Source organism: Pseudomonas sp. 22082, assembly GCF_052046055.1.
GTDB classification, from domain to species: Bacteria; Pseudomonadota; Gammaproteobacteria; order Pseudomonadales; family Pseudomonadaceae; genus Aquipseudomonas; species Aquipseudomonas pharyngis.
This window is the reverse complement of sequence record NZ_JBQEQB010000016.1, coordinates 68,423-90,745: the sequence shown is the minus strand read 5'-3', so window position 1 is coordinate 90,745 and position 22,323 is coordinate 68,423. Positions and strand designations below refer to the sequence as shown.

The following is a 22,323-nucleotide window of genomic DNA, read 5'->3' as shown; positions in this document are numbered from 1 at the left end:
ATTTCTGTGCAGGGAGTATCCTGACCCGGATTTCGGGGCACTCAAGAAGGATTTTCATGCTCAAGACCCTCGCGGTGGCCAATTACCGCTCGATCAATAAATTGGTGATTCCGCTGGGCCGTCTGAACCTGATCACCGGCCCCAACGGCAGCGGCAAGTCCAACCTGTACCGGGCACTGCGGCTGTTGGCGGAAACCGCTCAGGGCGGCGTGGTCAATGCGCTGGCCCGTGAGGGCGGGCTCGACTCGACGTTCTGGGCCGGGCCGGAAACCATCAGCCGGCGCATGCGCAACGGCGAGGTGCCGATCCAGTCCACCGTGCGCCAGGGCGTCAAACGCCTGCGTCTGGGCTTTGCCGGGGAAGATTTCAGCTATTCGATCGCTCTTGGATTGCCGGAACCGAGCCTCTCGTTCTTTTCCCTCGACCCGGAAATCAAAAAGGAATGCATCTGGGCCGGGCCGCTCTATCGTCCGGCCAGTCTGCTGGTGGATCGCGACGGGCCGATGATCCGCACCCGTGAGGGTCGCAGCTGGGATGTGTTGGCCCAGCACACGCCAAACTTCGACAGCCTGTTCGATCAGGTCGGCAGCCTGCGCACCTCGCCGGAGGTGTTCCAGATGCGCGAGTTCATCCGCCGCTGGCGCTTCTACGATCACTTTCGCAGTGACGCCGACGCCCCGGTGCGCCAGCCGCAACTGGGCACGCGCACGCCGGTGCTGCATCACGATGGCCGCGATCTGGCGGCTGCGTTGCAGACCATCCGCGAGATCGGCGATCCCGAGGCGTTGCAGGCGGCGATCAGCGACGCCTTTCCCGGCGCACGGCTGAACATCGCACCGCTGGCGGGCGGGCGCTTCGCCATCGAGTTCTTTCAGGAAGGGTTGTTGCGGCCGTTGTCGGCAGCGGAACTGTCGGATGGCACGTTGCGTTATCTGCTGCTGGTCGCCGCGCTGCTGACGCCACGCCCGCCGTCGCTGATGGTGCTGAACGAACCGGAAACCAGCCTGCACCCAGATCTGCTGCCGGCGCTGGCGCGCCTGATCATCCGAGTGTCAGAGCAGTGTCAGGTGTGGGTGGTGTCCCACGCCCGACGATTGATTTCGGCGTTGCAGGAAGACCCGGAATGCAATTGCATCGTGCTGGAAAAAACCCTCGGCCAGACGGAGATCGTCGGGCAGAGGGTTCTGGATGAACCGGCGTGGAACTGGCCTGATTAGCCCTGCCACTTCCCGCCTTCGACAATCACGCTCTCAGGCTTGGTGTCATCACTCAGCTCTTTACGCACATATTGGTCATACAGCTTGAGCAGATATTTCTCCTCCCCCAGCTTGGCCAACTCCGCGTTCACCCAATCGCGCAATTCGATGTTGCCCTTCTTAACCGCCGGCGCAATCGGCGCTTCGGCGCCAAGTTTTTCGTCCAGCACACGGTAGCCCGGGTTCTGCTTGGCCCAACTGAACAGCACCAGATTGTCCTGCGCGTAGGCATCGCCACGGCCGTTGGCCAGGGCTTGCAGGGACTCGGAGTTTTTCTCGAACTTCAGCAGTTTCCAGTCCGGATGGTTTTTGGTCAGCCAGATATCGGCGGTAGTGCCGGTGGTCACGATGGTGGTGCGGCTCGCCAGGTCGTCGAGTTTTTTCACCTCGCTGTTCTGTGGCACCAACGCCTGCACCGCGACCTTGAGATTCGGGTTGGTGAATTCCACCGCTTCCTTGCGCTCCGGAGTCACGGTCATGTTGGCGAGGATCAGGTCGACCTTGTCACTTTGCAGGAACGGAATGCGGCTCGCCGGCTCCACGGCCACGAACTCGACCTTGTTTTCATCGCCCAGCAGATCCTTGGCGAATTGACGGCCGATGTCGGTATCGAAGCCGACGTAACGCCCCGCTTCGTTGACGAAACCGAACGGCGGCTTGTCGGTGAATACGCCGACGATCAGCTTGTCGCGGGCCTTGATCTTGTCCAGGTAACCGGCCGGCGCGGTGCTTTCGCTGGCGACTTTCGGCTTGGCCGGTTCTTCGGTCTTGTTGCAGCCGACCAGCAGCGCGAGGCTGATCAGCGGTAGTGCGAATAAGGCTTTGGCAGTTTTCATGGCAGTTCCAGTTCCTTGGTTTGAGACGTTGTGGGCGAAGTCGTTGAAGTCAGCGCTTCGACGTAGGAGAACTTCTCCAGGAACTGCTGCGCGCGTGCGGTTTGCGGGTTCGTAAAGAAAAGCTCGGGCGGGTTCTGCTCAAGGATGCGCCCGCCATCCATGAACACGATGCGATCGGCCACCGCGCGGGCGAAGGCCATTTCGTGGGTGACGATCAACAGGGTCATGCCTTCGCGGGCCAGGCCCTGAATCACTTCCAGCACTTCCTTGACCATCTCCGGATCAAGGGCTGCGGTGACTTCGTCGAAGAGCATGACCCGCGGGTTCATGCACAACGAGCGGACGATGGCGATGCGTTGCTGCTGGCCGCCGGAGAGCTGGCGCGGGAAGGCGTCGCGCTTGTCCGACAGGCCGACGCGCGCGAGCAACGCTTCGACTTGTTGCTGTGCTTCGCGGCGTTGGCGTTTTTGCACTTTCAGCGGGCCGAGCAGCAGGTTGTCGAGCACGCTCATGTGCGGGAACAGGTGATAACTCTGGAACACCATGCCGATCTGCTGACGCACTTCGCGCCAGTCGGTGGCCTTGTCCAGCAATTCACGGCCGGCGAATTTCAGGTGACCGCTGTGGGCGGTTTCCAGACCGTTGAGGCAACGCAGCAGTGTGCTTTTTCCGCAACCGCTGGGGCCAAGGATGACGATGACTTCGCCGGATTTCACTTGCAGGTCGATGCCCTTGAGCACCTGCTGTTCGCCGAAGAATTTGTTGAAACCCTGAAACTCGATCAATGCGCTCATGCTTGCGTCCAGCGCCGCTCCAGCACGCGCGAGGCGGCCGACAGCGGGTAGCAGATGAAAAAGAAAAACAGAAACAGCGCGCCGTAGATCAGCACCGATTCGTAGGTGCGCTCGATGATCTGCTGGCCGACCTTGATCACATCCACCACACCGATCAGCACCGCCAGCGAACTGGTCTTGATGATCCGCGTATAGACGTTGATGGTCGGCGGCGTCATGCGTTTCAGCGCCTGGGGCAGCAGCACGTAACCGTAGAGCTGCGCCGCGTTCAGGCCGATCGACAGCCCCGCCTCACGCTGCCCGCGCGGCAACGAATGCAGCGCACCGCGCGCCACTTCGCCGACCTCGCTGGCGCCCCACAGCGACAGCACCAGCACCGCGCACCAGAAGCTCGGCAGGCTCAGGCCGAAGAAAATCGGCAAGCCGAAAAACAGCAGGTACAACCAGACCAGCACCGGGATCGCCCGGAACAGTTCCAGATAGATGCGCAGCAGCGCGTTCAGCCACGTCACGTTGAGCGTGCGCAGCACACCGTAAAGCACGCCGCCGACGGTGCTGATGGCGATGCTCAGGAACGAGATCGACAGGGTTTGCCCGGCGCCTTTGGCCAATTGCGGCAACGACACCCAGAGCAGTTCAAGACCCGAACTGGCCATGCTGGAGCCTCCTTTCCAGACGGCTCAACAGCAGCGACAGCGGCAGGAACAGCAGCACGCAGATCAGCGTCAGCACGGCGAGCATTTCATAGGTTTTGTAGTAGAGCGCGATGTAGCTCTTGGTGGTGTAGAGAATTTCCGGCACCGCCACGGCCGAGACCACGGTGGTCTCCTTGAGCAGGAAAATGAAATTGGCGAACAGCGACGGCAGGCTGAGGATTCCCGCCTGCGGCAGGATCACGTAGCGCAGCAACTGGCCGTGGGACAAACCGATGGAGCGACCGGACTCAAGCTGCGCCTGGGGCACCGCATCGACGCCGGCGCGCAGTACTTCGGTGAGGTAGGCGCCGCCAAGAAACGTCATGGTGATGATCGCGGCGGTGAATCCCGAAACCTTGACTCCCAGGGCCGGCAACGCGAAGTAGACGAAGAACAGCTGGATCAGCAGCGGTGTGTTGCGCGCCAGCTCCACATACAGGCCGACCAGTTTTTGCAGGTAAGGCGTGCGGAACACCAGAATCGTCGCATTGAGCAACGCCACCAGCAGCGAGGTGCCAATGGCGATCAAACCGACCTGCAGCGTCACGCCCACGGCCTTGAGAAACGCCGGCAGGGTGCTGAGGATAAATGCGTAATCGAAGGTCATGAAACATCCTGACGCCGCGCGGTAAGCGGCGGTGTTGCAGTCCATGGACAGCGGGTAACTGTCCGGCAGGCACCGACTTTAAAGGTATAAGAAAAAGAATTTAAATACCGTTAAAGCATATTGATATCACGCAAAAAACTATCCTGCGGGTTTGTCCCGACAGAATAAGAAGGCTATTTTTCCTTTCGCTGTAGGACGGATCTTTTTTTCATGAAAGCCCTCCAAGGACGAACAGCTTTTGGCCAGACTCCCCGGCCGAACTCATAACAAGGAAGAGAACATGGACGTAAAAGTGCCGCAGCGACCGGACCCGCAGGATTTCGTGAAATGGCTGGTGGCTTTGCGCAGGGCGCTGAAAACCAGCGCTGCCTGAGTCAGCCACACGCAAGAAAAAACGCCGATGACCATCGCTGGTCATCGGCGTTTTTTTTCAACCTTGAAGGGGGTTGCTGCTGCGTCGGATCAGAACGCCGGCAGTACCGCGCCGTTGTACTTCTTCTCGATGAACGCTTTGACTTCAGGGCTGGTCAGGGCAGCGGCCAGTTTCTTGATGGCGTCGCTGTTCTTGTTGTCTTCACGGGCAACCAGGAAGTTCACGTAAGGCGAATCCGCACCTTCGATCACCAGGGCGTCCTTGGTCGGGTTCAACTTGGCTTCCAGCGCGTAGTTGGTGTTGATCATGTCCAGGTCGACTTCTTTCAGAACACGCGGCAGCAGGGCCGACTCCAGTTCCTTGAACTTGAAGTTGTGCGGGTTCTTGGCGATGTCTTTCGGCGTGGCCAGGGCGTTCTTCGGATCTTTCAGTTCGATCAGGCCAGCCTTCTGCAGCAGGATCAGAGCGCGACCGCTGTTGCTGCCTTCGTTCGGAATGGCGATGGTGGCGCCGTCCGGCAGTTCAGCCAGGGTCTTGTACTTGCTCGAGTAGCCACCGAACGGTTCAACGTGCACGCCTTGCACGGTCACCAGGTACTTGGCCTTGTCGTCCTTGTATTTGCCGGCGTTGAAGCTGTCCAGGTAAGGCTTGGTCTGGAAGTAGTTGGCGTCCAGACGCTTCTCGCCCACCTGTACGTTCGGCTGTACGTAGTCGGTGAAGACCTTGATTTCCAGATCCACGCCTTCTTTGGCGAGGGTCGGCTTGATCAATTCGAGGATCTCGGCGTGCGGCACCGGCGTCGCGGCCACCACCAGTTTCTCGCCGGCCTGGGCCAGGGAAGCAGTCAGAGCAGCCGCCAATGCGGTAAACAACAGAACCTTTTTCATGCAGTGTCCTTATCGAAAATCACGGTCGTCATCGACGACGGCATTAATACATGTGCCAGCGATGTGCTACTGCTGGCGTGAAGCGGACAATACCGGGATTTTTTATTCCCGGACAATAACGTTTATTCAGCTTCATATTCCATTTTGTTCATGTTGAAGAAAATGGTTACAACGCCTCGCTCAGGCTCAACAGCAATTCTTTCAATGCCTTACGTTCGTCGGCAGTGCCGTTGAGGCTGATGTTCGCCACTTGACGTTCGATCTGAACCAGCGGCCCAGACACCTCGGGCAGGTTCAGGTGCTCCGGCAGGATTTCGTCGCCGGTGCTCACCAGCAACGCAAAATGAATGACGTTTTCCAGCTCCCGGGTATTGCCCGGCCAGCTGTGTTGCTCCAGCACCTGTTGCGCCGCTTCGCTGATCAGCGGCACCGGAAGATCCAGGCGCTGGCTGTAGATGCCGAGGAAGTACTCGGCCAACGACAGAATGTCGCCGACCCGCGCACGCAATGCCGGCAGTTCCAGATGCCCTTCGCTGAGATAGTGATAAAGACGCTCGTGGAATTTCCCCGCCGCCACCGCTTGGGCCAGATCGATGCTGGTCGCCGCCACCAGGCGCACGTCCACCGGGCTCGGTTGATGCGCACCGACGCGGGTGACTTCGTGGTTTTCCAGGGCGGAAAGCAATTTGATCTGGATCGGCAGCGGCAGGTCGCCGATCTCGTCCAGGTACAAGGTGCCGCCGTTGGCCGAGCCGAACCAGCCGGCGCGACTGCTGGCCGATCCGCTGTAGCTGCCGGCGGCGTAGCCGAACAACTCCGCATCGGCGTAGGTCGGGCTGATCGCCCCGCAATTGACCGAGACAAACAGCCCGCTGCGATCACTGGCGCGGTGGATGTGGCGGGCGAGCAATTCCTTGCCGGTGCCGGTCTCGCCGCGAATCAACACCGAGATCGAGCGCGGTGCGAGTTGGGCCATTTCCTCGCGCAACTGGCGCGAGCGTGGATCGACGAACACCAGCGCCTTGGCGCGGATGCTCAGGGGACTTTTTTCCGCATCGGGAAAGGTCAGCAACGGCTGGCCAAAGGTTTCAAAACTCATGGCAGACTCCCGCCCCAAATCGCCGGGAGACGGGGGCGTTGAAAAAACAAAAGTGGTCAGGCACGGCGCCGGGCGTGGTGTTCCATGCGGTTTTGCAGGCGATACAGATAAGCGAATCCCTGCTCCCAGCGTTGATGCCCGGACTTCACGTTGATATGGCCGGCGCCGGCGAGAATCCCCGCCTCGGCGCCCCAGTTGCGCGCCAGCTCCAGCGCACGCGGCGCACTGACGGCGGCGTCGTTGTCGGAGCTGACGACCTGGCTCGGGAAGGGCAGCAGATCGGTCGGGATCGGCGCGAAATTGCGCAGCGCCGGCACGCAGGCCGGGCGCTCGACATCTGCCGGAGCCACCAGCAATGCCCCGCGCACTTGACGCAAATGATGCAGCGGCGCGGTGGCCGCCCAGTGCGCCACGGTGATGCAGCCCAGGCTGTGCGCGATCAGAATCACCGGCGAGCTGTCGGCGGCAATCGCCTCGGCCAGCGCCGCGACCCAGTCTTCACGACGCGGTGTCAGCCAGTCGGCCTGCTCCACCCGCGCGCTGTTTGGCAGGCTGTTCTGCCAGTGGGTTTGCCAATGATCTTCTGGCGATCCTTGCCAGCCCGGCACAATCAGATAACGGATTGATTCGTTGCGCATGGGGGAGCTCTCCTGCGTCGTGTCTGTTCCTGAACGAGTATAGGGACGGGATTTATATTCGTTAAGGAATAAGAAGCTATTTATTAAGACCCGAAAAGAATATTAAGCATTGGGCAAAAAAAGGGGCCGCACCCTGCCAAGGAGACGGCCCCGGAAAAACGTGAAACCCCTATCGTGCAGTGATCACCGACAGCTTGGTGATGCCCGCCCGCTCAATCGAAGCCATGGCTCGCGCCACTTCGCCGTAATTCACCCCGTCGTCCGCCTGCAATTGCACGCGCACTTCCGGGTCCTTGGCCTTGGCCGACTTGAGGTTGAATTCCAGCAGATCCGGCTGGATTTCGTCCTTGTTGATAAACAGTTTTCCCGCACCGTCGATGCTCACCACCAACGGGTCTTTCTGCTCGACCGGCGCCACCGCTTCGGTCTTCGGCAGGTTGATCGGTATCGCGTTGGTCAAAAGCGGCGCGGTGACGATGAACACCACCAGCAGCACCAGCATCACGTCCACCAGCGGCGTCACGTTGATCTCGCTCAGCACCTCGTCGCTGTCTTGCGTGGAGAAGGCCATATCAGGACGCCTCCTTCACTTTTGTTGCGTTGCCCTGGGCCGCAGCCTTGTGCGCGGTCGGGTGGATCAGCACGCGGAACGAGCTTTTTTGCGCCAGGCTGTAGAAGTCGTGGGCAAAGTCGTCCAGGTCCGCCGCCGTCAGTTTCAGACGACGCAAAAAGTAGTTGTAAACCAGCACCGCCGGCACCGCGACCGCGATCCCCACACCAGTGGCGACCAGCGCTGCACCGATCGGTCCTGCGACCGTTTCCAGGCTCGCCGAGCCCGCCGCGCTGATGCCTTTCAACGCTTCCATGATTCCCCACACCGTGCCGAACAGACCAATGAACGGCGAGGTGCTGCCAATACTCGCGACCACCGCCAGACCGGTTTCCAGCGAACGCCGCTCGCGAACGATCTGCTGACGCAAGGCACGTTCGAGGCGATCCTGATGGTTGATCGCCTGGCTCAGGTCATTGGCCTGCGGCGCCTCGCCCACTTGTATCGCCGCATAACCGGCCTGTGCCACCCGCGCTGCCGCGCCGGGCTGGGTTTCGCTCAACTCGGCGGCGGAGTCCAGACTCGACGCCGCCCAGAAGCGCTTGTGAAATTTGCGGTCCTGCGCCTTCAACCGGCCGAACTGCACAGCCTTGAGCAATGCCAGGCCCCAGGTAGCGACAGAGAAGACCACCAGCAGCCAGATCACCGCGCTTTCGATGGATTCCAGTGGAGATGCCAGTAACGTCATGATGTGTTCCCTCGTGTAAACGTTTAGCGCGAAATTGGTTTCGGTTTAATGAATCTTGAAATCGATGGGTACGCTGACCCAGCCGTCCTGGGCGACATCACCCTGCTTGGCCGGCACGAAGCTCCAGCGCTTCACGGCGCCCAGCGCCGCGTCGTCGAGTTGTTGCCGGCCACTGCTTTTCTGAATCTGGATCTCGCCCGGTTTGCCGCTGGCCAACACGTGCACCCGCAGCAACACCGTGCCTTCCCAACCGCGACGCTGGGCCAGCGACGGATATTCCGGCGCCGGGTTCTTCAGGTACGCGGCGTTGGCCGAGGCCGGCGTCACCGGAGCAGGCGCCGGTGGTGCAGGTGGCGCTGGCGCGGCGACCGGGGCGGCCGGGGCGGCCGGTTGTGGCGGCGCCGGTGGTTGCTCGACCGCTTTTGGCGCAGGTTTCGGTACGGGTTTGGCCACCGGTTTCGGTTTGGGGATCGGCTTCGGCTTCGGTGGCGGCTTGGTTGCCAATTCGTCTTCCACCGGCGGCGGAGGCTCGACCACAGGCGCCGGTGGCGGCGGCACAACTACAGGTGGTGCCGGTGGCGCCGGGCGCGAAAACTCGATGGTCATCGGTGGAATTTCCGGCGGCACGATCGGCAGCGCCGGCGTCGGATGCTGGTTGATCCAGTAGATCACCGCGCCGTGCACCACCAGCGCCAGAACGCCGAGCAGAATCGTTTCGCGGCGGCTCAGAATGCCCTTGGGCGCGCGCTGCAAACGCAGCTGCCCCAACGGCACGCGATGGGGCCGGCCGAGATCGACCAACTCGCCGCTCGGCGCCTGGCGCCACAGCACCTCCTGTGCGCTGGCGGCGGTCTGGACATTGCCCATTGATTTACTCCCTGCGGTCTCTTTGCGTTTTTTTCGCTTAGCCGATTCGCCGCTTGTTGAATCCCCCACGGCGTGATCGATGGGTCAATCATTGGGCCAGCGGCTTATCTCCGAAAGTAATCTTTCATGTTATGAATAGACGTTTATGGAATATATGAAACGGTCATTTCCGCCATAGCCGCGGCCTGCAAGGCTTCCAGCGACTCGCCGAAATCGACATGCTTTCGCGGCATAAAAAGTATTCATCCAAGGCATCGGATCTTGAAAAAAAGCAAACAAAAAGGCCGATGCATGTTTAATGCATCGGCCTTCGATGACTGAATTTCTTATTGCTTCACAAGCTCAACGGTCTTGGTTCGGCGCTGAATAATCCTGATAACTAACGACTGGCATTGGTCTGTTGCACGCCGATGGCCGGCGCAATCACTGCCGTCTCCGAGCGCGGCGTTCCTGCCGGCACCCAGTCATAACTTACAGGAAGGGCTCGATAGACCCAGTTGCTGATCGCGTCGCTGCCCGGTGCCTTGCCCAGATAAGGGCTGACGTATTCCCAGACATTTTCACCACTGGCCGTCACCTGGAAAAACCGCCCGTTCATGCCTTCGTCGATCAGCGTATTGCCGTTGGGCAAGCGCCGCGCGCTGCTGATGAACGAGCTGTAGAACGCCCACCCCGGCTGCTTTGAATTCGCCGCGCTGTACTGCCAGACGATTTCATTTTTCACCGGGTCGATCTCCAGCACCCGCGAACCGGAAATCAGCCCCAGCGTGACGTTCGGGTAACCCGCCGAACCCTGGTTGTCGAACACCAGCAGATTGCCCGCGCCGGGCAATCCAGCCGGGATGATGTGCGCGTCATGCTGGCCGACGAACTGGTCCACCGGCCGCGGGATTTTTTGCGCGGTTTTCGGATTGGCCAGCGGCAGATTCGGCCCCAGACGCCAGACCACCTTGCCGCTGTGTTTGTCGATGATCGCGATGAAGTTGGCGTTGCGCGAATCGATCAGCAGGTTGTCCGGGTTGAAGCGCTTGTCGCCGGCATCGAACCACTTGTTCGGCCCGACCAGGCTGAGGTTGTTGATGTGCAGGTAATCCGGATTTTCACTGGCGCGAACCAGCTTCAACTGCTCGGCGGTGAAGCCGAATTCGTTCAAGTGGTCCGACGCCAGCCACTGCCATTTCACCTCGCCGGCGGGGCTGACTTCATAGATCGCATCGTCAATCACCTCGGGCACTTTGAAGCCTTTGACCTTGTGCACCTTGTTCGCCAGCACCACGGTGTTGCCGTTGCTCAGGCGACGCTGATCGTGATGCTGTTGCGCGGCGCCACCGGGGGCCTTGTCGCCCCACTGCCAGACGACTTTGCCATTCCAGTCCAGCTCGCCGATGCTCTGATTGCCGAGGCCATTGCCGGCGGAACCGAGCTTGCCCGGATCCTTTTCGCTCAGTTGCAGCAACACGTGGCCGCGCTCGCCACCGACCAGTTGCGGGTCGATGATCGCCGACGGGAAACCCGACTGCGGCCAGCTCTTCACCTCGTTGCCGTTCATGTCGATCAGGTGCGTCTGCTTGTCGGCACCGCTGAAGATCACATATTGATTGAAGGCCTTGGCCGGATCGTAACGGGTGACGCCGGTGGGGTAGACGCTGGGGGCGGCGAGCGCCCCGGCACTGAGCACTGCGCCGGACAACAACACCGGTAAAGCGGTTTTGATGCGCAACATGATGCAGCTCCTTGAAGGATCGATCAGAAGTCGTAGCGACCGGTGACGCCGAGGGTGCGCGGCGTGCCGAGCAGGCCTTCATAGCCGCCGTTGCCGCCGGTCCACAGGGTCGTGTAGTAGGTTTTGTCGAAGGCGTTTTTCAGCCACAGCGAGACGTCCCACTGACCCTGATTGAAATCGCCGCGCAGGCCGGTGGAGAGATTGACCACCGCGTAACTCGGGATCTGGCCGTAGTCGGAATCTTCGACCGTGCCCACCGCTTTGGAGCGGAATGCGTAGCTGCCGGTGACGTAAGGTTGCAAACCGTTATCCAGGTTCCATTCGTATTTGCCGTTGGCATTGCCGATCCATTTCGAGGCGCCGACCACCTGATGGCCGCTGAGGTCGCAAGAGGCCGGAGCACCCGGTGCCTGGCTGACTTCCGGCGGGCACGGCGCGTCCTTGTAGGAGAGATAGCTGACGTCGTTGTATGAGCCGTTGAAGTTCAGCGTCAGACCGCGCAACGGGATCAGGGTGCTTTCGAACTCCACGCCGCGCGAGCGCACTGAACCGGCGTTGGTCAGGTATTGCACGCGGTTGACATCGTCGTAGGCGTTGGTCTGGTAGGCGTTGACCTGAGTCCAGAATACGTTGGCGTTGAGCTGCAAACGCCGATCCCACAACGTGCTCTTGAAGCCGAGTTCAGCGTTGTTGGCGCGCTCGGTGCCGATCAGCAAAGAGTCGGCGCCGGCGGTCGGTGCCGAGCCGACCACAAGGTTGACCCCACCGGATTTTTCGCCGTGAGACAACGTAGCGTAGCCGAGCAGATCGTCGGTGAAGCGATAGCTGAGGTTGAGCAATCCGGACGGGCTGGAGCTGTACTGATTCAGGTCGCCGGAATCGTAGGCACCGGTGCGGCCGCGTCGCGCAGTGGCTGCGGCACCCGTGACAGCGGCGCCACCGACCGGCGCATCACGATTGACCCAGGCGTTCTTCTCTTCATAGGTGCCACGCACCCCGGCGGTGAAATCCAGTCGCGGGGTCAGGTGCCAGGTGCCTTGGGCGAACAGCGCAAAACTGTCGGTCTTGATATGGCCACGTCCGACGCTGTTGACGTTGGCCAGCGCACCCCGTGGCGTGCCGTTCCAGATGTCTGCCTGGGGGCCGTAATAGGCGAAGGATTTGTTGTCCAGGTCCGAGCCGAAGTAGTAGGCGCCGAGGACGTAATCGAAGAACTCGCCCTTGGGCGATGCGAGACGAAATTCCTGGGAATACTGTTTGTCCTCAACCGACACCCCGGCGTTGTAGGTCGCCGGCACATTGAGGCCATCGTCGTTGCGCGGGGTGAAATTCCAGAAACGGTAGGAGCTGACCGAGGTCAGGGTGAAGTCGCTCGGCAAGGTCCAGTTGGCCTCCACCGATGTGCCGCCCTGATGGACGGTGACGTGCTGGTCGTTGTCCAGATTGACCTTGCGGTGCGAGCCGTTGACCAGCGTCGCGCCGGCAGCGGCGGCGCGGGCCGAGTAGAGATTGACGCCATTGATGGTCGGCCCGGTGTTGTACAGCACGCGGGTGCCGGCGCTGGAATCCTCTTCGTTGTAGTCACCGATCCAGCGCAGGTTGAAATTCTCGTTGGGCTTGAACAGCAGTTGCGCCCGGAAGCCGTCGCGGGAACCGCCGTTCAGATCATGGCCGTTGAATTCGTTCTTGATGTCGCCGTCACTGCGGGTGCGATAGGCAGAGATGCGTCCGGCCAACTGATCGTTGAGCGGCCCGGAAAGCGTGCCCTTGGTCTGGAAGTAACCGTCCTCGCCGACCGACGTCTCGATGCTGCGTTCCGGGGTGAAACTCGGCGCGCGGGTGCTGATGTTGATCACCCCGGCGGTGGTGTTCTTGCCGAACAACGTCCCTTGCGGCCCGCGCAGGACTTCGAGCTGCTCGATGTCCATCAGGTCGAACACCGCCATCCCCGGACGGCCCAGATAAACGTTGTCGATGTACAGGCCGACGCTGCCTTCCAGACCATCGCTGGCCGGGTTGTTGCCCAGGCCCCGGATCGACACGCTGGACTGGCGCGCATGCATGTAGGCGACGTTGACGCTGGGCACCAGTTGCTGCAGATCCTGAATCCGGTAGACCCGCTGCGTCTCCAGAGTCTGGCCGCTGACCACGCTCATGGGCGTCGGCACGTCCTGAGAACTTTCTTCGCGACGGCGGGTGGTGACGGTCACGGTTTCCAGTTGCGAAGTGGCGGTCGCGGTCTTGCCGGTCGGTGCCGGCGCGGGAGTTTCTGTCTCAGCGGCGTAGCCGTGGGTCCAACTGGCACTCCCCGCCAGCAACAGGGCCAGAGGCAGGCGTTTGAGCCGTCGTGGCGGCGGCGGTGAAGCGAGGTTCAACGGACTCATGGGACTGCTCCTGGTCAAAAAACACGCAGACATCTTCCGTGCCGCATATTCTTTTAAGTTATTTATTTATGTTTTTACAAAGATTTACTGCATAAGAGATTGCCTTTATAAGGAGTCGACCTAATGCATATCCAATGCATTTCCCGGATATTTTTTATGTGAAAAATGCATATCGACTTGCGCCAACTCAGACACTTCATCGCCCTTGCCGAACAACGCAGCTTCGTCGCCGGCGCGCAGGCGGTGAACCTGTCGCAGTCGGCGTTCAGCCGCAGCATTCAGGCGCTGGAGCACAGCGTCGGTTGCCAGTTGGTGGATCGCGGACGCAAGGAATTGCCGCCGACCAAACAGGGCCAAGTGCTGCTTGAACACGCGCGGCGACTGGTCAGCGGTGCGCAGCAGATGGCCAACGAGATCAGCCAGTTCAACGGGCTGGAGGCGGGGGAATTGCGCTTCGGTTGCGGCCCGGCGCCGGCGGCAGGATTGATCCCGCGAGCCATTGGCAGCTTCATTGGCCGATACCCGAAAGCGCGGGTGCATTACCAGGTTGATGACTGGCAGAGCCTGAGCAAAAGACTGCTGAGCGAGGAGTTCGAATTCTTCGTCGCCGACACTCGGCACTTCGAGGCGGATCCGGATTATCTGACCCACCGCTTGCGGCCACGCAAATGGCATTTCTGCTGCCGCGCCGGGCATCCGCTGGGCGCTTTCGAGCGAGTCACGGCAGAGCAACTGATGAGCTATCCACTGGCCGTGAGCATTCGCCCGCCAAACCTGCGCAAAGTCATCGTCGACCTCAGTGGCCGGCCGGATTTCGTCCCGAACGTAGAGTGCGAGAACAGCGCCAGCCTGCTCGGCGTGGTGCTGCGTTCGGATGCGATCGGCATCGTCGGTGCCTATTCGGATGCGCTGCATCAGGCCCGGGGTGAGTTGGTGTGCTTGAAGGTCGAAGGGTTGGCGGATGATCTGGAGGAGCTTTACACCCGTTACGGAATCGTCAGCCGCGCCGGGTATCGGTTGTCACCGTTGGCCGAGGCGATGATCGAGCAGATAAAGGCGATTGATGCGGTGGATGAAGAAGTGTGTTCACTGGAGAACTTTGCCGTCTGACACACCGCCTTCGCGAGCAAGCCCGCTCCCACATTTGNGCGGGCTTGCTCGCGAAGAGGCCTGTGCAGGCGCCGATGCATTTCCTGCATGAAACACATTCCCCGAATGCACTTGCCGAACACCCTCGCCGAAAGCGAAAAACCTCGCCTGTCTTCCTGACTGGTGAACCCCATGTCCAACCCGCAAAACCCTGTGCGCAATGTGCTGTACATCATGTGCGATCAACTGCGCCGCGATTACCTGTCCTGCTACGGCCACCCGCACCTGCACACCCCGAACATCGACCGCCTGGCCGCTGCAGGCGTGCGTTTCAGCCGCGCCTACACCCAAGGCACGATTTGTGGGCCGTCGCGGATGTCGGCCTACACCGGGCGCTATGTCAGCAGTCATCAAGTGGCGTGGAACGCCGTGCCGCTGCCGCTTGAAGAACTGACGATCGGCGATTACCTGAGACCCCACGGCATTCGTACCGCGCTGGTCGGCAAGACCCACGCCACGGCTAACGTGGATGCCTTGCAGCGGTTGTCGATCAACCCGGAAAGCGCCCAGGCCGAAGTGCTGAACGAAGTCGGCTTCGAGCCGTACTTTCGTCACGACGGCATCTTCCCCGACGACCCGCTGTTCGATGACAAACGCGAATCCGCGCCATACACCCACTACCTGCGCGAGCAGGGTTTCGAAGGGCGTAACCCCTGGCATGACTGGGCCAACGCGGCCGAAGGGGACAACGGAGAAATCCTCAGCGGCTGGAAAATGCGCAATGCCCATTTGCCGGCGCGAATTCCCGAGCAACATTCAGAGACTGTCTACACTACAAATCGGGCCATCGACTTCATCGGTGAGCAAGGTGAAAAACCGTGGTTTTTGCACCTGTCCTATATCAAACCCCACTGGCCCTACATCGTACCGGCGCCGTACCACACCTTGTACAGTACGAAATCGATTCTCAAACCGGTACGTAATGCCTCTCCCAGCGACCACCCGGTCTATCAGGCCTTTCGCCAGCATGAGGAAAGCCTGAATTTCTCCAAAGATCCGGTACGACTGAACGTGATCCCGACGTACATGGGCCTGGTCAAACAGGTCGATGATCAGTTGGGGCGGCTGTTCGATTTCCTGCAAAGCAACGGCCGCTGGGAGGACACGCTGATCGTGTTCACCAGCGATCACGGCGACTTTCTGGGCGATCACTGGCTGGGTGAGAAGGAGTTTTTGCTGGAACAAGCGGTGGGCGTGCCATTGATCGTGCGCGACCCGCGTGCGGCAGCGGATGTCACACGGGGCACGGTGGATGAACGCCTGGCGGAAACCATCGACGGCGTGCCGACCTTTCTCGAAGCGCTGGGCGTGACGGGGGCGGAGCATCGCCTGGAAGGTCGCTCGTTGATTCCGCTGCTGCACGGTGAAAACCCTGACTGGCGCCACTATGCGATCAGCGAATACGACTACGCCTTCCAGGCCCCGGCACGGGAGCGGCTGGGCCAGCCGATCGACCGTTGCCGCATGACCATGGTGCGCAGCGAACGCTGGAAATACCTGGCGTACGACGGCTTCCGGCCGCAGCTTTTCGATCTGTTGAATGACCCGCAGGAGCTGCAGGATCTGGGCGCGGACCCGGCGTATGCGGCGGTGCGCGAGGAGCATGCGGGGTATCTGTTCGAATGGGTGCGCGGGTTGAAGCGCCGCACGACGATCAGTCATCAGGAGATTGATTTGCGCGGGCAGCGGTTTCGCTATGGCGAACCCGAGACCGAGAAGCTCGTTCAGATTGGCGTTTGGTAGAGAACAAGCGAAGGCAAGAGCAAGAGCCCCCTCACCCTAACCCTCTCCCGGAGGGAGAGGGGACTGACCGAGCTGTTTTTTAGAAGGACGCCGACCTGAAATATCAGGGTTGAACTCAGGCTCAAAAAGCCCCCAATCGGCTCCCTCTCCCTCCGGGAGAGGGCGGGGGGTGAGGGTTGCTTTTGATCTTAATCGCGCCCTTTGATGGTCTGGCTACGCTGCCCATTCGCCCCGACCGGCACTTCCCCTTTGAGCGTCACCCGACGCACCACCCGATCCTGAGTGCCGTAATCATCAATCGCATAATGCTGCGTCGAACGGTTATCCCAGATCGCCACATCACCGGCCTTCCAGCGCCAGCGCACGACGTTCTCCTGGCGGATCACATGGCTCTGCAGCAAGCCGAACAGGTGCGCCGAATCGGCCTGGGAATAACCCTTGATGCGCTTGACGAAATGCCCCAGCAGCAAGCTCTTTTCGCCGCTGATCGGGTGCACACGCACCACCGGGTGCTCGGTCTCGTAGACGGTCGAGGTGAAGATCTTGCGATAGCGCTCGAGCTTCTCCGCCGACACGTCCGGCTTCACGGCGGCGTAGTCGTACTCGTTGCTGTGCACGGCCACCAGCTTGTCCGCCAGCTCACGCAACTCGGTCGGCAATTCGTTGTACGCGGTCGCGGTGTTCGCCCAAAGCGTGTCGCCACCGAACGCCGGGGCCACCACCGAGCGCAGGATCGAGGCTTTCGGATAGGCATCGACGAAGGTTACGTCGGTGTGCCAGGAGTTGGCGCGCTGCCCTTCGGCGCCGTCGAGTTCCAGCAGATAACGGGTGCCCTCGCGGGACGGCACGGTCGGATGCGCTACGGGCTCGCCGAGCAGGTGCGCAAAGGCTTCCTGCCGTTGATCGTCGAGCTGGGTCTGCTCGCGAAAGAACACCACCTTGTACTGGATCAGCGCCTGTTGAATGGCTTCAACCGTCGCGGCATCCAGCTCACCGGACAGGTGCACGCCACGGATTTCGGCGCCGATACGACCGGCCACCGGATGAATGTCCAGCGCGTGGACAGCGGGTTTTACAGCGAGTGCGGCATTGCTCATGGGTAGACCCTCATCGACTGCTTGCGGTTGGACGGCAGCGAAACAACGCTCTATCTATATTCCATTTACATCTAATAGATATTCACATGCTTCGTTGACGGAATAAGAGCTTGCATTTAAAACCTCAAGCAACCTCGTCGCAAATGCCTTCGAGCTATTTTTAGGATGCCGGAAAAGCATATGGATCTTCGCCAGTTGCGCTACTTCATCGCCCTCAACGAACACCGCAGTTTTGTCCGCGCGGCCGACGCCATGGGCATCACTCAACCGGCGTTCAGCCGCAGCATTCAAGGGCTGGAGCAGGAGTTCGGCTGCGTGCTGGTGGATCGCGGCAACAAGGATCTGCGCCCCACGCCCGAAGGCCAGGTGGTGCTGCAACACGCCCTGACCCTGGTGCAAGGCGCGGCATTGCTCAGCGCCGAGGTGACGCAGATGACCAAGCTCGATGCCGGCGAACTGCACTTCGGTTGCGGCCCGGCGCCGGCAGTGAAACTGGTGCCGGACGCGGTGGCGCAATTCATCAATGCGCACCCGAAAGTGCGCACCTGTTTTCAGGTGGATAACTGGGAAAAACTCAGCCGCGCCCTGAGCCGCGAGGAGATCGAATTCTTTATCGCCGACATTCGCCATTTCGAATCCGACCCGAACTTCCAGACCCAGCCGCTGACACCCAAGCGCGGGGTGTTTTTCTGCCGGCCGGGGCATCCGCTGCTGGCCAAGGAAAGCCTGTCGACCAACGACATGTTCGACTATCCGCTGGCGACCACGCTGATCCCGCCAGGCATTCGCAAATTGCTGGCGAATCTCAGCGGACGGATCGACTTTTCGCCGACCATCGAGACCGAGCACTTTCCGGCGCTGGTGAAAGTGGTGCTGCAATCCAACGCGATCGGCGTGGGTACTGAAGAGGCGTTTGTCGAGGACATTGCGCAAGGCTCGCTGGCGCTGCTGCACTGGCGCAATCTGCCGCAGAACCTGGAGAGCATGAATGCACGGTGCGGGATCGTCAGCCGCACGGGATTCCGGCTGTCACCGGCAGCGCGGGCGATGATCGAAACGTTGGTGGCGGTGGATAAACAGGCGATCAGCGTCGCGGTTTGAGGGTCATTCCCACGCTCTGCGCGGGAATGACCGCATGACTCATAGCTTTGCAGCCGCCAGTTCAGGCGCCACCCACTCGTTCACCTTGAACGGCTTGCGAATCAGCTTCTGCTGCGCCGCCAGGTCCACCTTGCCCTGCAGGTTTTTGAGGAACAGCGGGTCCAGTGTCGACGGGAACACTTCGCTCAGGTTCTGATCCTTCAGATCCTGGGTCAGGATCACCGGCGGATAGCTCGCCAGCCCCGACACAAGCTGCACATAGGCGTCCTTGTTGCTGTCCTGCGTCAACCACTGCACTGCCTGTTGCTGCGCCTTGAGCAGCTTCGCCACGGCTTCCGGATGCCCGTCGACAAACTTGCCGGTGCCCACCAGCACCGACTGCACACTGCCGGCGCCACCGAGATCCTTGGTATTCAGAGGCAACTCGGCCAGGCCTTTGGCCTGCAACGCGGTCAGCCCGGAACTGCCCCACGACGCATCGATCTGCTTCGCCGCCAGCGCCGCTACCGCTGCGTTGAAATCGAGGTTGATCACTTTCACGTCCTTCTCGCTCAAACCCACGCTGGCCAGCGCCGCATCGAACGACAACTGGGTCGCGGTGCCGCGGAAGATCGCCACGCGCTTGCCTTTGAGATCCTGCAGCGTCTTGATCCCCGAACCCGGCACCACGCCGAGGTATTGCTTCACACCCCGGGCGCTGGCGCTGAGCAGGCGCGTATCCAGACCGTTGGATTTGCCGATGATGGCCGCCAGATCTCCGAGATAGGCCAGATCCACTTGGCCATTGGCGAACGCTTCGTTGATCACCGGTCCAGCGCCCTTGAAGAAACTCCACTGAATCTTGATGCCCTGATCGGCGAAGGCTTTTTCGAAGATCTGTTGATCGCGCAGCACGTCCACGATGCCCCCGCCGCTGTGTTGAGTACCCGCGCTCAGATCAGGCACGGCAATCCTGATTTCCTTGAGCTCGTCGGCCTGGGCAGAGAACGCCAGCAGACCCGCCAGCGCCGGCGCGGCAAACAGACTGATGACACGTTTGAAGGGAAGGTTCATGGGTGCGGCTCCTGATCACGGCGGGCATTGAGGAGCCGAAAGTAGGCACATTCCGCATCAACGTTTAAATACTTAAAAAGCACATTTTTATAGCTTTAAACGCTAAGCCAGAGTGCACAGGGCTTGTAGATCGAAATGCATGCAGAGCATCGAAAATATTCTCCGAATGCATTGGATGCGCATGGGCTGGAGGCCTTAAATGGTCTTGCTTATCTCCCAATAGCATTGAATTGAATTTTTATATATCAAATTTGCATACCGCACTTCCATGAAGGCAGGCCTGCCTGCAACCCGACAACGGAGGTCACCATGGCCCGACAATCCCTGCTCAGCCTGCCGCTGCCCGCACCACCGCTGAAAGCACTGCGCTCATGGCCAAGCCTTGGCCAGCGTGTGCTGCCGTGGCTGCTGCCCCTCTCCCTGTTCGCCCTGTGGTGGCTGGCGGCGCGCAATCAATGGATGAGCGAACAGATCCTGCCCGCGCCTTCACTGGTGTGGAGCAGCGCGATCGAGCTGTCCCAGGGCGAGTTGTGGAGTCATTTGTGGATTAGCCTGCAACGGTTGTTCTGGGGACTGCTGGCGGGTGTTAGCGCCGGCGCGGTGCTCGGCGCGGCGCTGGGCTTCAGCCGTCGCCTCGAACGCCTGATCTTCCCGACGTTCGCCGGCCTGGCCCAGGTGCCCACGCTGGCGTGGATTCCGTTGTTCATGGTGTTTTTCGGCATCGGCGAAACGCTGAAACTGGTGGTGCTGGTCAAAGCCATCGTGGTACCGGTGACCTTGCATACGCTGGTCGGCGTGCGCGATGCGCAACCCAAGCTGCGCGAAGCCGCCGCTGTTTTACGTTTGCCTCCACCACTGTTGATCCGCCGACTGGTGCTGCCTGCCGCCCTCCCGGCGTTCATGGCTGGCGTGCGTCTGGCGCTGGCCGCTGGCTGGACCTCGTTGCTTGCGGTCGAGCTGCTGGCCTCCAGCGAAGGCATCGGTTACCTGATGGTCTGGGCGCGACAGCTGTTCATGCTCGACATCGTCTTCGTGTGCATCGTCGTAATCGGCCTGATCGGCGTGGCGATGGATCGCGGCATCGGTCTGCTGGACAAAAAACTGGTGCACTGGCCGCACCCGGCCACGGCGGAAATTCGTCGCGGCCCACGTTATGAAGGCTGGCAGCGCGTGCAGCCATGGCTGCTGCCACTGGCGCTGTTTGCGTTGTGGCAACTGGCGGTCGACCAGCAATGGATCGATGCCAACATTCTGGTCAGCCCATGGGTGGTGCTTGAGGCAACCAAAAACGGATTGCTCGACGGCACGTTGATCTCCGGCATGGCACTGAGCCTGGGCCGCACACTTGGCGGCCTGTTGATTGGCGGCGGTCTCGGCCTCGGGCTGGGTTTGCTGCTGGGTCTGTCACGCACCAGCGAACGCGTGCTCGGCCCGACCCTCGCCGCCCTGCGCCAGATCGCGATTTTCGCCTGGGTGCCGCTGCTCACCGCGTGGTTCGGTCTGGGCGAACTGGCGAAATGGGTGTTCGTCGCCCTGGCCGCTTTCTTTCCGTTGTTTGTCGCGACCCAACGCAGCGTCGCCAACCTCTCACCGCAGCTCAACGAAGCCGCGCAGGTGCTGCGCCTGAGCCTCGCCCAACGCCTGCGCCGACTGGTGCTGCCGGGGGCCGCGCCGGGGATTTTCGCCGGCCTGCGCCTGAGCCTGATCTACGCCTGGCTCGGCACCATCGGCGCCGAATACTTCATGCCGTCCAACGGCGGCATCGGCAGCCAGATGATCGGCGCCCAACAACTGCTGCGCATGGACCTGATCATGGCCGGGATGCTGCTGGTCGGCCTCACCGGCGCCCTGCTCAACCTCATTGGCCAACGCCTGGAAATCCGCGCCACCCGCTGGAGACACGCATGAACGCACCGATTGTCAGCTTCAACCATGTAGGCAAATCCTTCGACGTCGACGGCTTCGAACTGGAGGCGATTCGCGAATTCAACCTCGACATTGCGGAGGGCGAATTCGTCGCCATCGTCGGCTCCAGCGGCTGCGGCAAATCCACTTTGCTGCGCTTGCTGGTGGGCCTCGACACGCAGTTTCGCGGGCAGATCAGCGTCGACGGCAAAGCCGTCAGCGGTATCGGCGGCGAGCGCGGCATCGTGTTTCAGGAACACCGTTTGTTCCCGTGGCTGACGGTGGCCGACAACATCGGCCTGGGCCTGGTGAACGAGCCGCTGGCTGCCTCCGAAAAGCAGCAACGCATCAACGATTTCATCGAGCTGGTGGGCCTGCGCGACTTCACCCGCGCCTACCCGCATCAACTCTCCGGCGGCATGGCCCAGCGCGTGGCGATTGCTCGCGGGCTGGTGGCAAGCCCACGGATCCTGCTGCTCGACGAACCCTTCGGCGCCCTCGACGCGCTCACCCGCCAGCAGATGCAGGACGAATTGCTGGCGATTCGCGAGCGGGCAAAGATCACCACGATTCTGGTCACCCACGATGTCGAGGAAGCGATTTTCCTCGCCGACCGCGTGGTGGTGATGGAACCGCGCCCCGGCCGGATCAAGCGAGTGGTGGACATCGCCCTGCCCCATCCGCGCCAGCGCAGCAGTTTCGACTTCCATCAGCTGCGCGAAGAACTGCTGCATGAACTGACCAGTGACGACCATTACCAACCGAGCGCACCGGTGCAGATCCGCGATCTGCCGCTGTCGTTCATTGCCTGCTGAACA

The 22,323-nt window shown here is 61.0% G+C and carries 20 protein-coding genes; 6 read left to right on the top strand and 14 right to left on the bottom strand.

The features are described 5' to 3' along the window. The first annotated feature begins 56 nt into the window (after positions 1 to 56). Positions 57 to 1,217, top strand: a complete 1,161-nt coding sequence (locus ACTJK9_RS19020; protein ID WP_064592687.1) for an AAA family ATPase — start codon at positions 57 to 59, stop codon at positions 1,215 to 1,217. Here ACTJK9_RS19020 and ACTJK9_RS19015 read toward each other — a convergent pair. The 12 genes from ACTJK9_RS19015 to ACTJK9_RS18960 all read right to left on the bottom strand — a co-directional run bounded on the left by ACTJK9_RS19015 (position 1,214) and on the right by ACTJK9_RS18960 (position 13,457). Beyond that, positions 1,214 to 2,092, bottom strand: coding sequence for a transporter substrate-binding domain-containing protein (locus ACTJK9_RS19015; RefSeq protein WP_440815441.1), 879 nt, complete (start codon positions 2,090 to 2,092; stop codon positions 1,214 to 1,216). The two genes, ACTJK9_RS19020 and ACTJK9_RS19015, sit on opposite strands and share 4 nt — an antisense overlap. Then, on the bottom strand, positions 2,089 to 2,886 hold the full coding sequence (locus ACTJK9_RS19010) for an amino acid ABC transporter ATP-binding protein (RefSeq protein ID WP_440815438.1): 798 nt from the start codon (positions 2,884 to 2,886) through the stop codon (positions 2,089 to 2,091). Before ACTJK9_RS19010 ends, ACTJK9_RS19015 begins: the two co-directional genes overlap by 4 nt. Then, positions 2,883 to 3,542 carry an amino acid ABC transporter permease gene (locus tag ACTJK9_RS19005; RefSeq protein ID WP_007952770.1) on the bottom strand — a complete coding sequence of 220 codons (660 nt, stop codon included), beginning with the start codon at positions 3,540 to 3,542 and terminating at the stop codon, positions 2,883 to 2,885. Before ACTJK9_RS19005 ends, ACTJK9_RS19010 begins: the two co-directional genes overlap by 4 nt. Continuing rightward, a complete protein-coding gene (locus ACTJK9_RS19000) occupies positions 3,523 to 4,188 on the bottom strand; it encodes an amino acid ABC transporter permease (RefSeq protein WP_440815434.1) in 666 nt (221 codons plus the stop codon). The genes ACTJK9_RS19005 and ACTJK9_RS19000 overlap by 20 nt, the downstream gene beginning before the upstream one ends. A 462-nt stretch (positions 4,189 to 4,650) precedes the next feature. Beyond that, positions 4,651 to 5,448: a MetQ/NlpA family ABC transporter substrate-binding protein gene (locus ACTJK9_RS18995; RefSeq protein ID WP_011331930.1), complete on the bottom strand. Its 798-nt coding sequence runs from the start codon at positions 5,446 to 5,448 to the stop codon at positions 4,651 to 4,653. A 166-nt stretch (positions 5,449 to 5,614) separates the two neighbouring features. Then, a complete protein-coding gene (locus ACTJK9_RS18990) occupies positions 5,615 to 6,547 on the bottom strand; it encodes a sigma 54-interacting transcriptional regulator (RefSeq protein ID WP_085611220.1) in 933 nt (310 codons plus the stop codon). 56 nt (positions 6,548 to 6,603) lie between these two features. Further along, positions 6,604 to 7,185 (bottom strand): alpha/beta hydrolase, encoded by a 582-nt coding sequence (locus ACTJK9_RS18985; protein WP_007952774.1) that lies wholly within the window; start codon positions 7,183 to 7,185, stop codon positions 6,604 to 6,606. Between the two features lie 169 nt (positions 7,186 to 7,354). Then, positions 7,355 to 7,756: an ExbD/TolR family protein gene (locus ACTJK9_RS18980; RefSeq protein ID WP_003220570.1), complete on the bottom strand. Its 402-nt coding sequence runs from the start codon at positions 7,754 to 7,756 to the stop codon at positions 7,355 to 7,357. A 1-nt stretch (position 7,757) separates the two neighbouring features. Continuing rightward, a complete protein-coding gene (locus ACTJK9_RS18975; RefSeq protein WP_011331927.1) occupies positions 7,758 to 8,483 on the bottom strand; it encodes a MotA/TolQ/ExbB proton channel family protein in 726 nt (241 codons plus the stop codon). Between the two features lie 45 nt (positions 8,484 to 8,528). Further along, a complete protein-coding gene (locus ACTJK9_RS18970) occupies positions 8,529 to 9,350 on the bottom strand; it encodes an energy transducer TonB (protein WP_440815430.1) in 822 nt (273 codons plus the stop codon). A gap of 379 nt (positions 9,351 to 9,729) precedes the next feature. Beyond that, complete coding sequence (locus ACTJK9_RS18965) at positions 9,730 to 11,073, bottom strand: aryl-sulfate sulfotransferase (RefSeq protein WP_440815427.1); 1,344 nt, start codon at positions 11,071 to 11,073, stop codon at positions 9,730 to 9,732. Between the two features lie 23 nt (positions 11,074 to 11,096). Then, complete coding sequence (locus tag ACTJK9_RS18960; RefSeq protein WP_074689406.1) at positions 11,097 to 13,457, bottom strand: TonB-dependent receptor; 2,361 nt, start codon at positions 13,455 to 13,457, stop codon at positions 11,097 to 11,099. A gap of 165 nt (positions 13,458 to 13,622) precedes the next feature. Here ACTJK9_RS18960 and ACTJK9_RS18955 point away from each other — a divergent pair, with 165 nt between their 5' ends. Then, the gene (locus ACTJK9_RS18955; RefSeq protein WP_085611223.1) at positions 13,623 to 14,567 is read left to right on the top strand and encodes a LysR family transcriptional regulator; all 945 of its coding nucleotides are present in this window, start codon (positions 13,623 to 13,625) and stop codon (positions 14,565 to 14,567) included. A 171-nt stretch (positions 14,568 to 14,738) separates the two neighbouring features. Further along, positions 14,739 to 16,349 (top strand): alkaline phosphatase family protein, encoded by a 1,611-nt coding sequence (locus ACTJK9_RS18950; RefSeq protein WP_440815422.1) that lies wholly within the window; start codon positions 14,739 to 14,741, stop codon positions 16,347 to 16,349. 188 nt (positions 16,350 to 16,537) lie between these two features. Here the strand turns inward: ACTJK9_RS18950 and ACTJK9_RS18945 are convergent, their stop codons facing one another. Continuing rightward, positions 16,538 to 17,446: a TauD/TfdA dioxygenase family protein gene (locus tag ACTJK9_RS18945; protein WP_440815419.1), complete on the bottom strand. Its 909-nt coding sequence runs from the start codon at positions 17,444 to 17,446 to the stop codon at positions 16,538 to 16,540. A 180-nt stretch (positions 17,447 to 17,626) separates the two neighbouring features. Between ACTJK9_RS18945 and ACTJK9_RS18940 the strand changes: the two genes are divergently transcribed. Beyond that, positions 17,627 to 18,547, top strand: a complete 921-nt coding sequence (locus ACTJK9_RS18940) for a LysR family transcriptional regulator (RefSeq protein ID WP_041475105.1) — start codon at positions 17,627 to 17,629, stop codon at positions 18,545 to 18,547. A 39-nt stretch (positions 18,548 to 18,586) separates the two neighbouring features. On the opposite strand, the gene ACTJK9_RS18935 is transcribed toward ACTJK9_RS18940, so the two are convergent. Next, entirely contained in the window at positions 18,587 to 19,600 is a 1,014-nt protein-coding gene (locus tag ACTJK9_RS18935) for an ABC transporter substrate-binding protein (protein ID WP_440815415.1), read from the bottom strand. Positions 19,601 to 19,909: 309 nt separating this feature from the next. Here ACTJK9_RS18935 and ACTJK9_RS18930 point away from each other — a divergent pair, with 309 nt between their 5' ends. Then, positions 19,910 to 21,508: an ABC transporter permease gene (locus ACTJK9_RS18930; protein WP_440815412.1), complete on the top strand. Its 1,599-nt coding sequence runs from the start codon at positions 19,910 to 19,912 to the stop codon at positions 21,506 to 21,508. After that, complete coding sequence (locus tag ACTJK9_RS18925; RefSeq protein ID WP_064592661.1) at positions 21,505 to 22,320, top strand: ABC transporter ATP-binding protein; 816 nt, start codon at positions 21,505 to 21,507, stop codon at positions 22,318 to 22,320. The genes ACTJK9_RS18930 and ACTJK9_RS18925 overlap by 4 nt, the downstream gene beginning before the upstream one ends. The last annotated feature ends 3 nt before the right edge of the window (positions 22,321 to 22,323 follow it).

What these genes read in the sequence shown, in the direction of transcription:
- ACTJK9_RS19020 (WP_064592687.1), top strand. Translation starts at nt 57, where the DNA reads ATGCTCAAGACCCTCGCGGTGGCCAATTACCGCTCGATCAATAAATTG.
- ACTJK9_RS19015 (WP_440815441.1), bottom strand. Translation starts at nt 2,092, where the DNA reads ATGAAAACTGCCAAAGCCTTATTCGCACTACCGCTGATCAGCCTCGCG.
- ACTJK9_RS19010 (WP_440815438.1), bottom strand. Translation starts at nt 2,886, where the DNA reads ATGAGCGCATTGATCGAGTTTCAGGGTTTCAACAAATTCTTCGGCGAA.
- ACTJK9_RS19005 (WP_007952770.1), bottom strand. Translation starts at nt 3,542, where the DNA reads ATGGCCAGTTCGGGTCTTGAACTGCTCTGGGTGTCGTTGCCGCAATTG.
- ACTJK9_RS19000 (WP_440815434.1), bottom strand. Translation starts at nt 4,188, where the DNA reads ATGACCTTCGATTACGCATTTATCCTCAGCACCCTGCCGGCGTTTCTC.
- ACTJK9_RS18995 (WP_011331930.1), bottom strand. Translation starts at nt 5,448, where the DNA reads ATGAAAAAGGTTCTGTTGTTTACCGCATTGGCGGCTGCTCTGACTGCT.
- ACTJK9_RS18990 (WP_085611220.1), bottom strand. Translation starts at nt 6,547, where the DNA reads ATGAGTTTTGAAACCTTTGGCCAGCCGTTGCTGACCTTTCCCGATGCG.
- ACTJK9_RS18985 (WP_007952774.1), bottom strand. Translation starts at nt 7,185, where the DNA reads ATGCGCAACGAATCAATCCGTTATCTGATTGTGCCGGGCTGGCAAGGA.
- ACTJK9_RS18980 (WP_003220570.1), bottom strand. Translation starts at nt 7,756, where the DNA reads ATGGCCTTCTCCACGCAAGACAGCGACGAGGTGCTGAGCGAGATCAAC.
- ACTJK9_RS18975 (WP_011331927.1), bottom strand. Translation starts at nt 8,483, where the DNA reads ATGACGTTACTGGCATCTCCACTGGAATCCATCGAAAGCGCGGTGATC.
- ACTJK9_RS18970 (WP_440815430.1), bottom strand. Translation starts at nt 9,350, where the DNA reads ATGGGCAATGTCCAGACCGCCGCCAGCGCACAGGAGGTGCTGTGGCGC.
- ACTJK9_RS18965 (WP_440815427.1), bottom strand. Translation starts at nt 11,073, where the DNA reads ATGTTGCGCATCAAAACCGCTTTACCGGTGTTGTTGTCCGGCGCAGTG.
- ACTJK9_RS18960 (WP_074689406.1), bottom strand. Translation starts at nt 13,457, where the DNA reads ATGAGTCCGTTGAACCTCGCTTCACCGCCGCCGCCACGACGGCTCAAA.
- ACTJK9_RS18955 (WP_085611223.1), top strand. Translation starts at nt 13,623, where the DNA reads ATGCATATCGACTTGCGCCAACTCAGACACTTCATCGCCCTTGCCGAA.
- ACTJK9_RS18950 (WP_440815422.1), top strand. Translation starts at nt 14,739, where the DNA reads ATGTCCAACCCGCAAAACCCTGTGCGCAATGTGCTGTACATCATGTGC.
- ACTJK9_RS18945 (WP_440815419.1), bottom strand. Translation starts at nt 17,446, where the DNA reads ATGAGCAATGCCGCACTCGCTGTAAAACCCGCTGTCCACGCGCTGGAC.
- ACTJK9_RS18940 (WP_041475105.1), top strand. Translation starts at nt 17,627, where the DNA reads ATGGATCTTCGCCAGTTGCGCTACTTCATCGCCCTCAACGAACACCGC.
- ACTJK9_RS18935 (WP_440815415.1), bottom strand. Translation starts at nt 19,600, where the DNA reads ATGAACCTTCCCTTCAAACGTGTCATCAGTCTGTTTGCCGCGCCGGCG.
- ACTJK9_RS18930 (WP_440815412.1), top strand. Translation starts at nt 19,910, where the DNA reads ATGGCCCGACAATCCCTGCTCAGCCTGCCGCTGCCCGCACCACCGCTG.
- ACTJK9_RS18925 (WP_064592661.1), top strand. Translation starts at nt 21,505, where the DNA reads ATGAACGCACCGATTGTCAGCTTCAACCATGTAGGCAAATCCTTCGAC.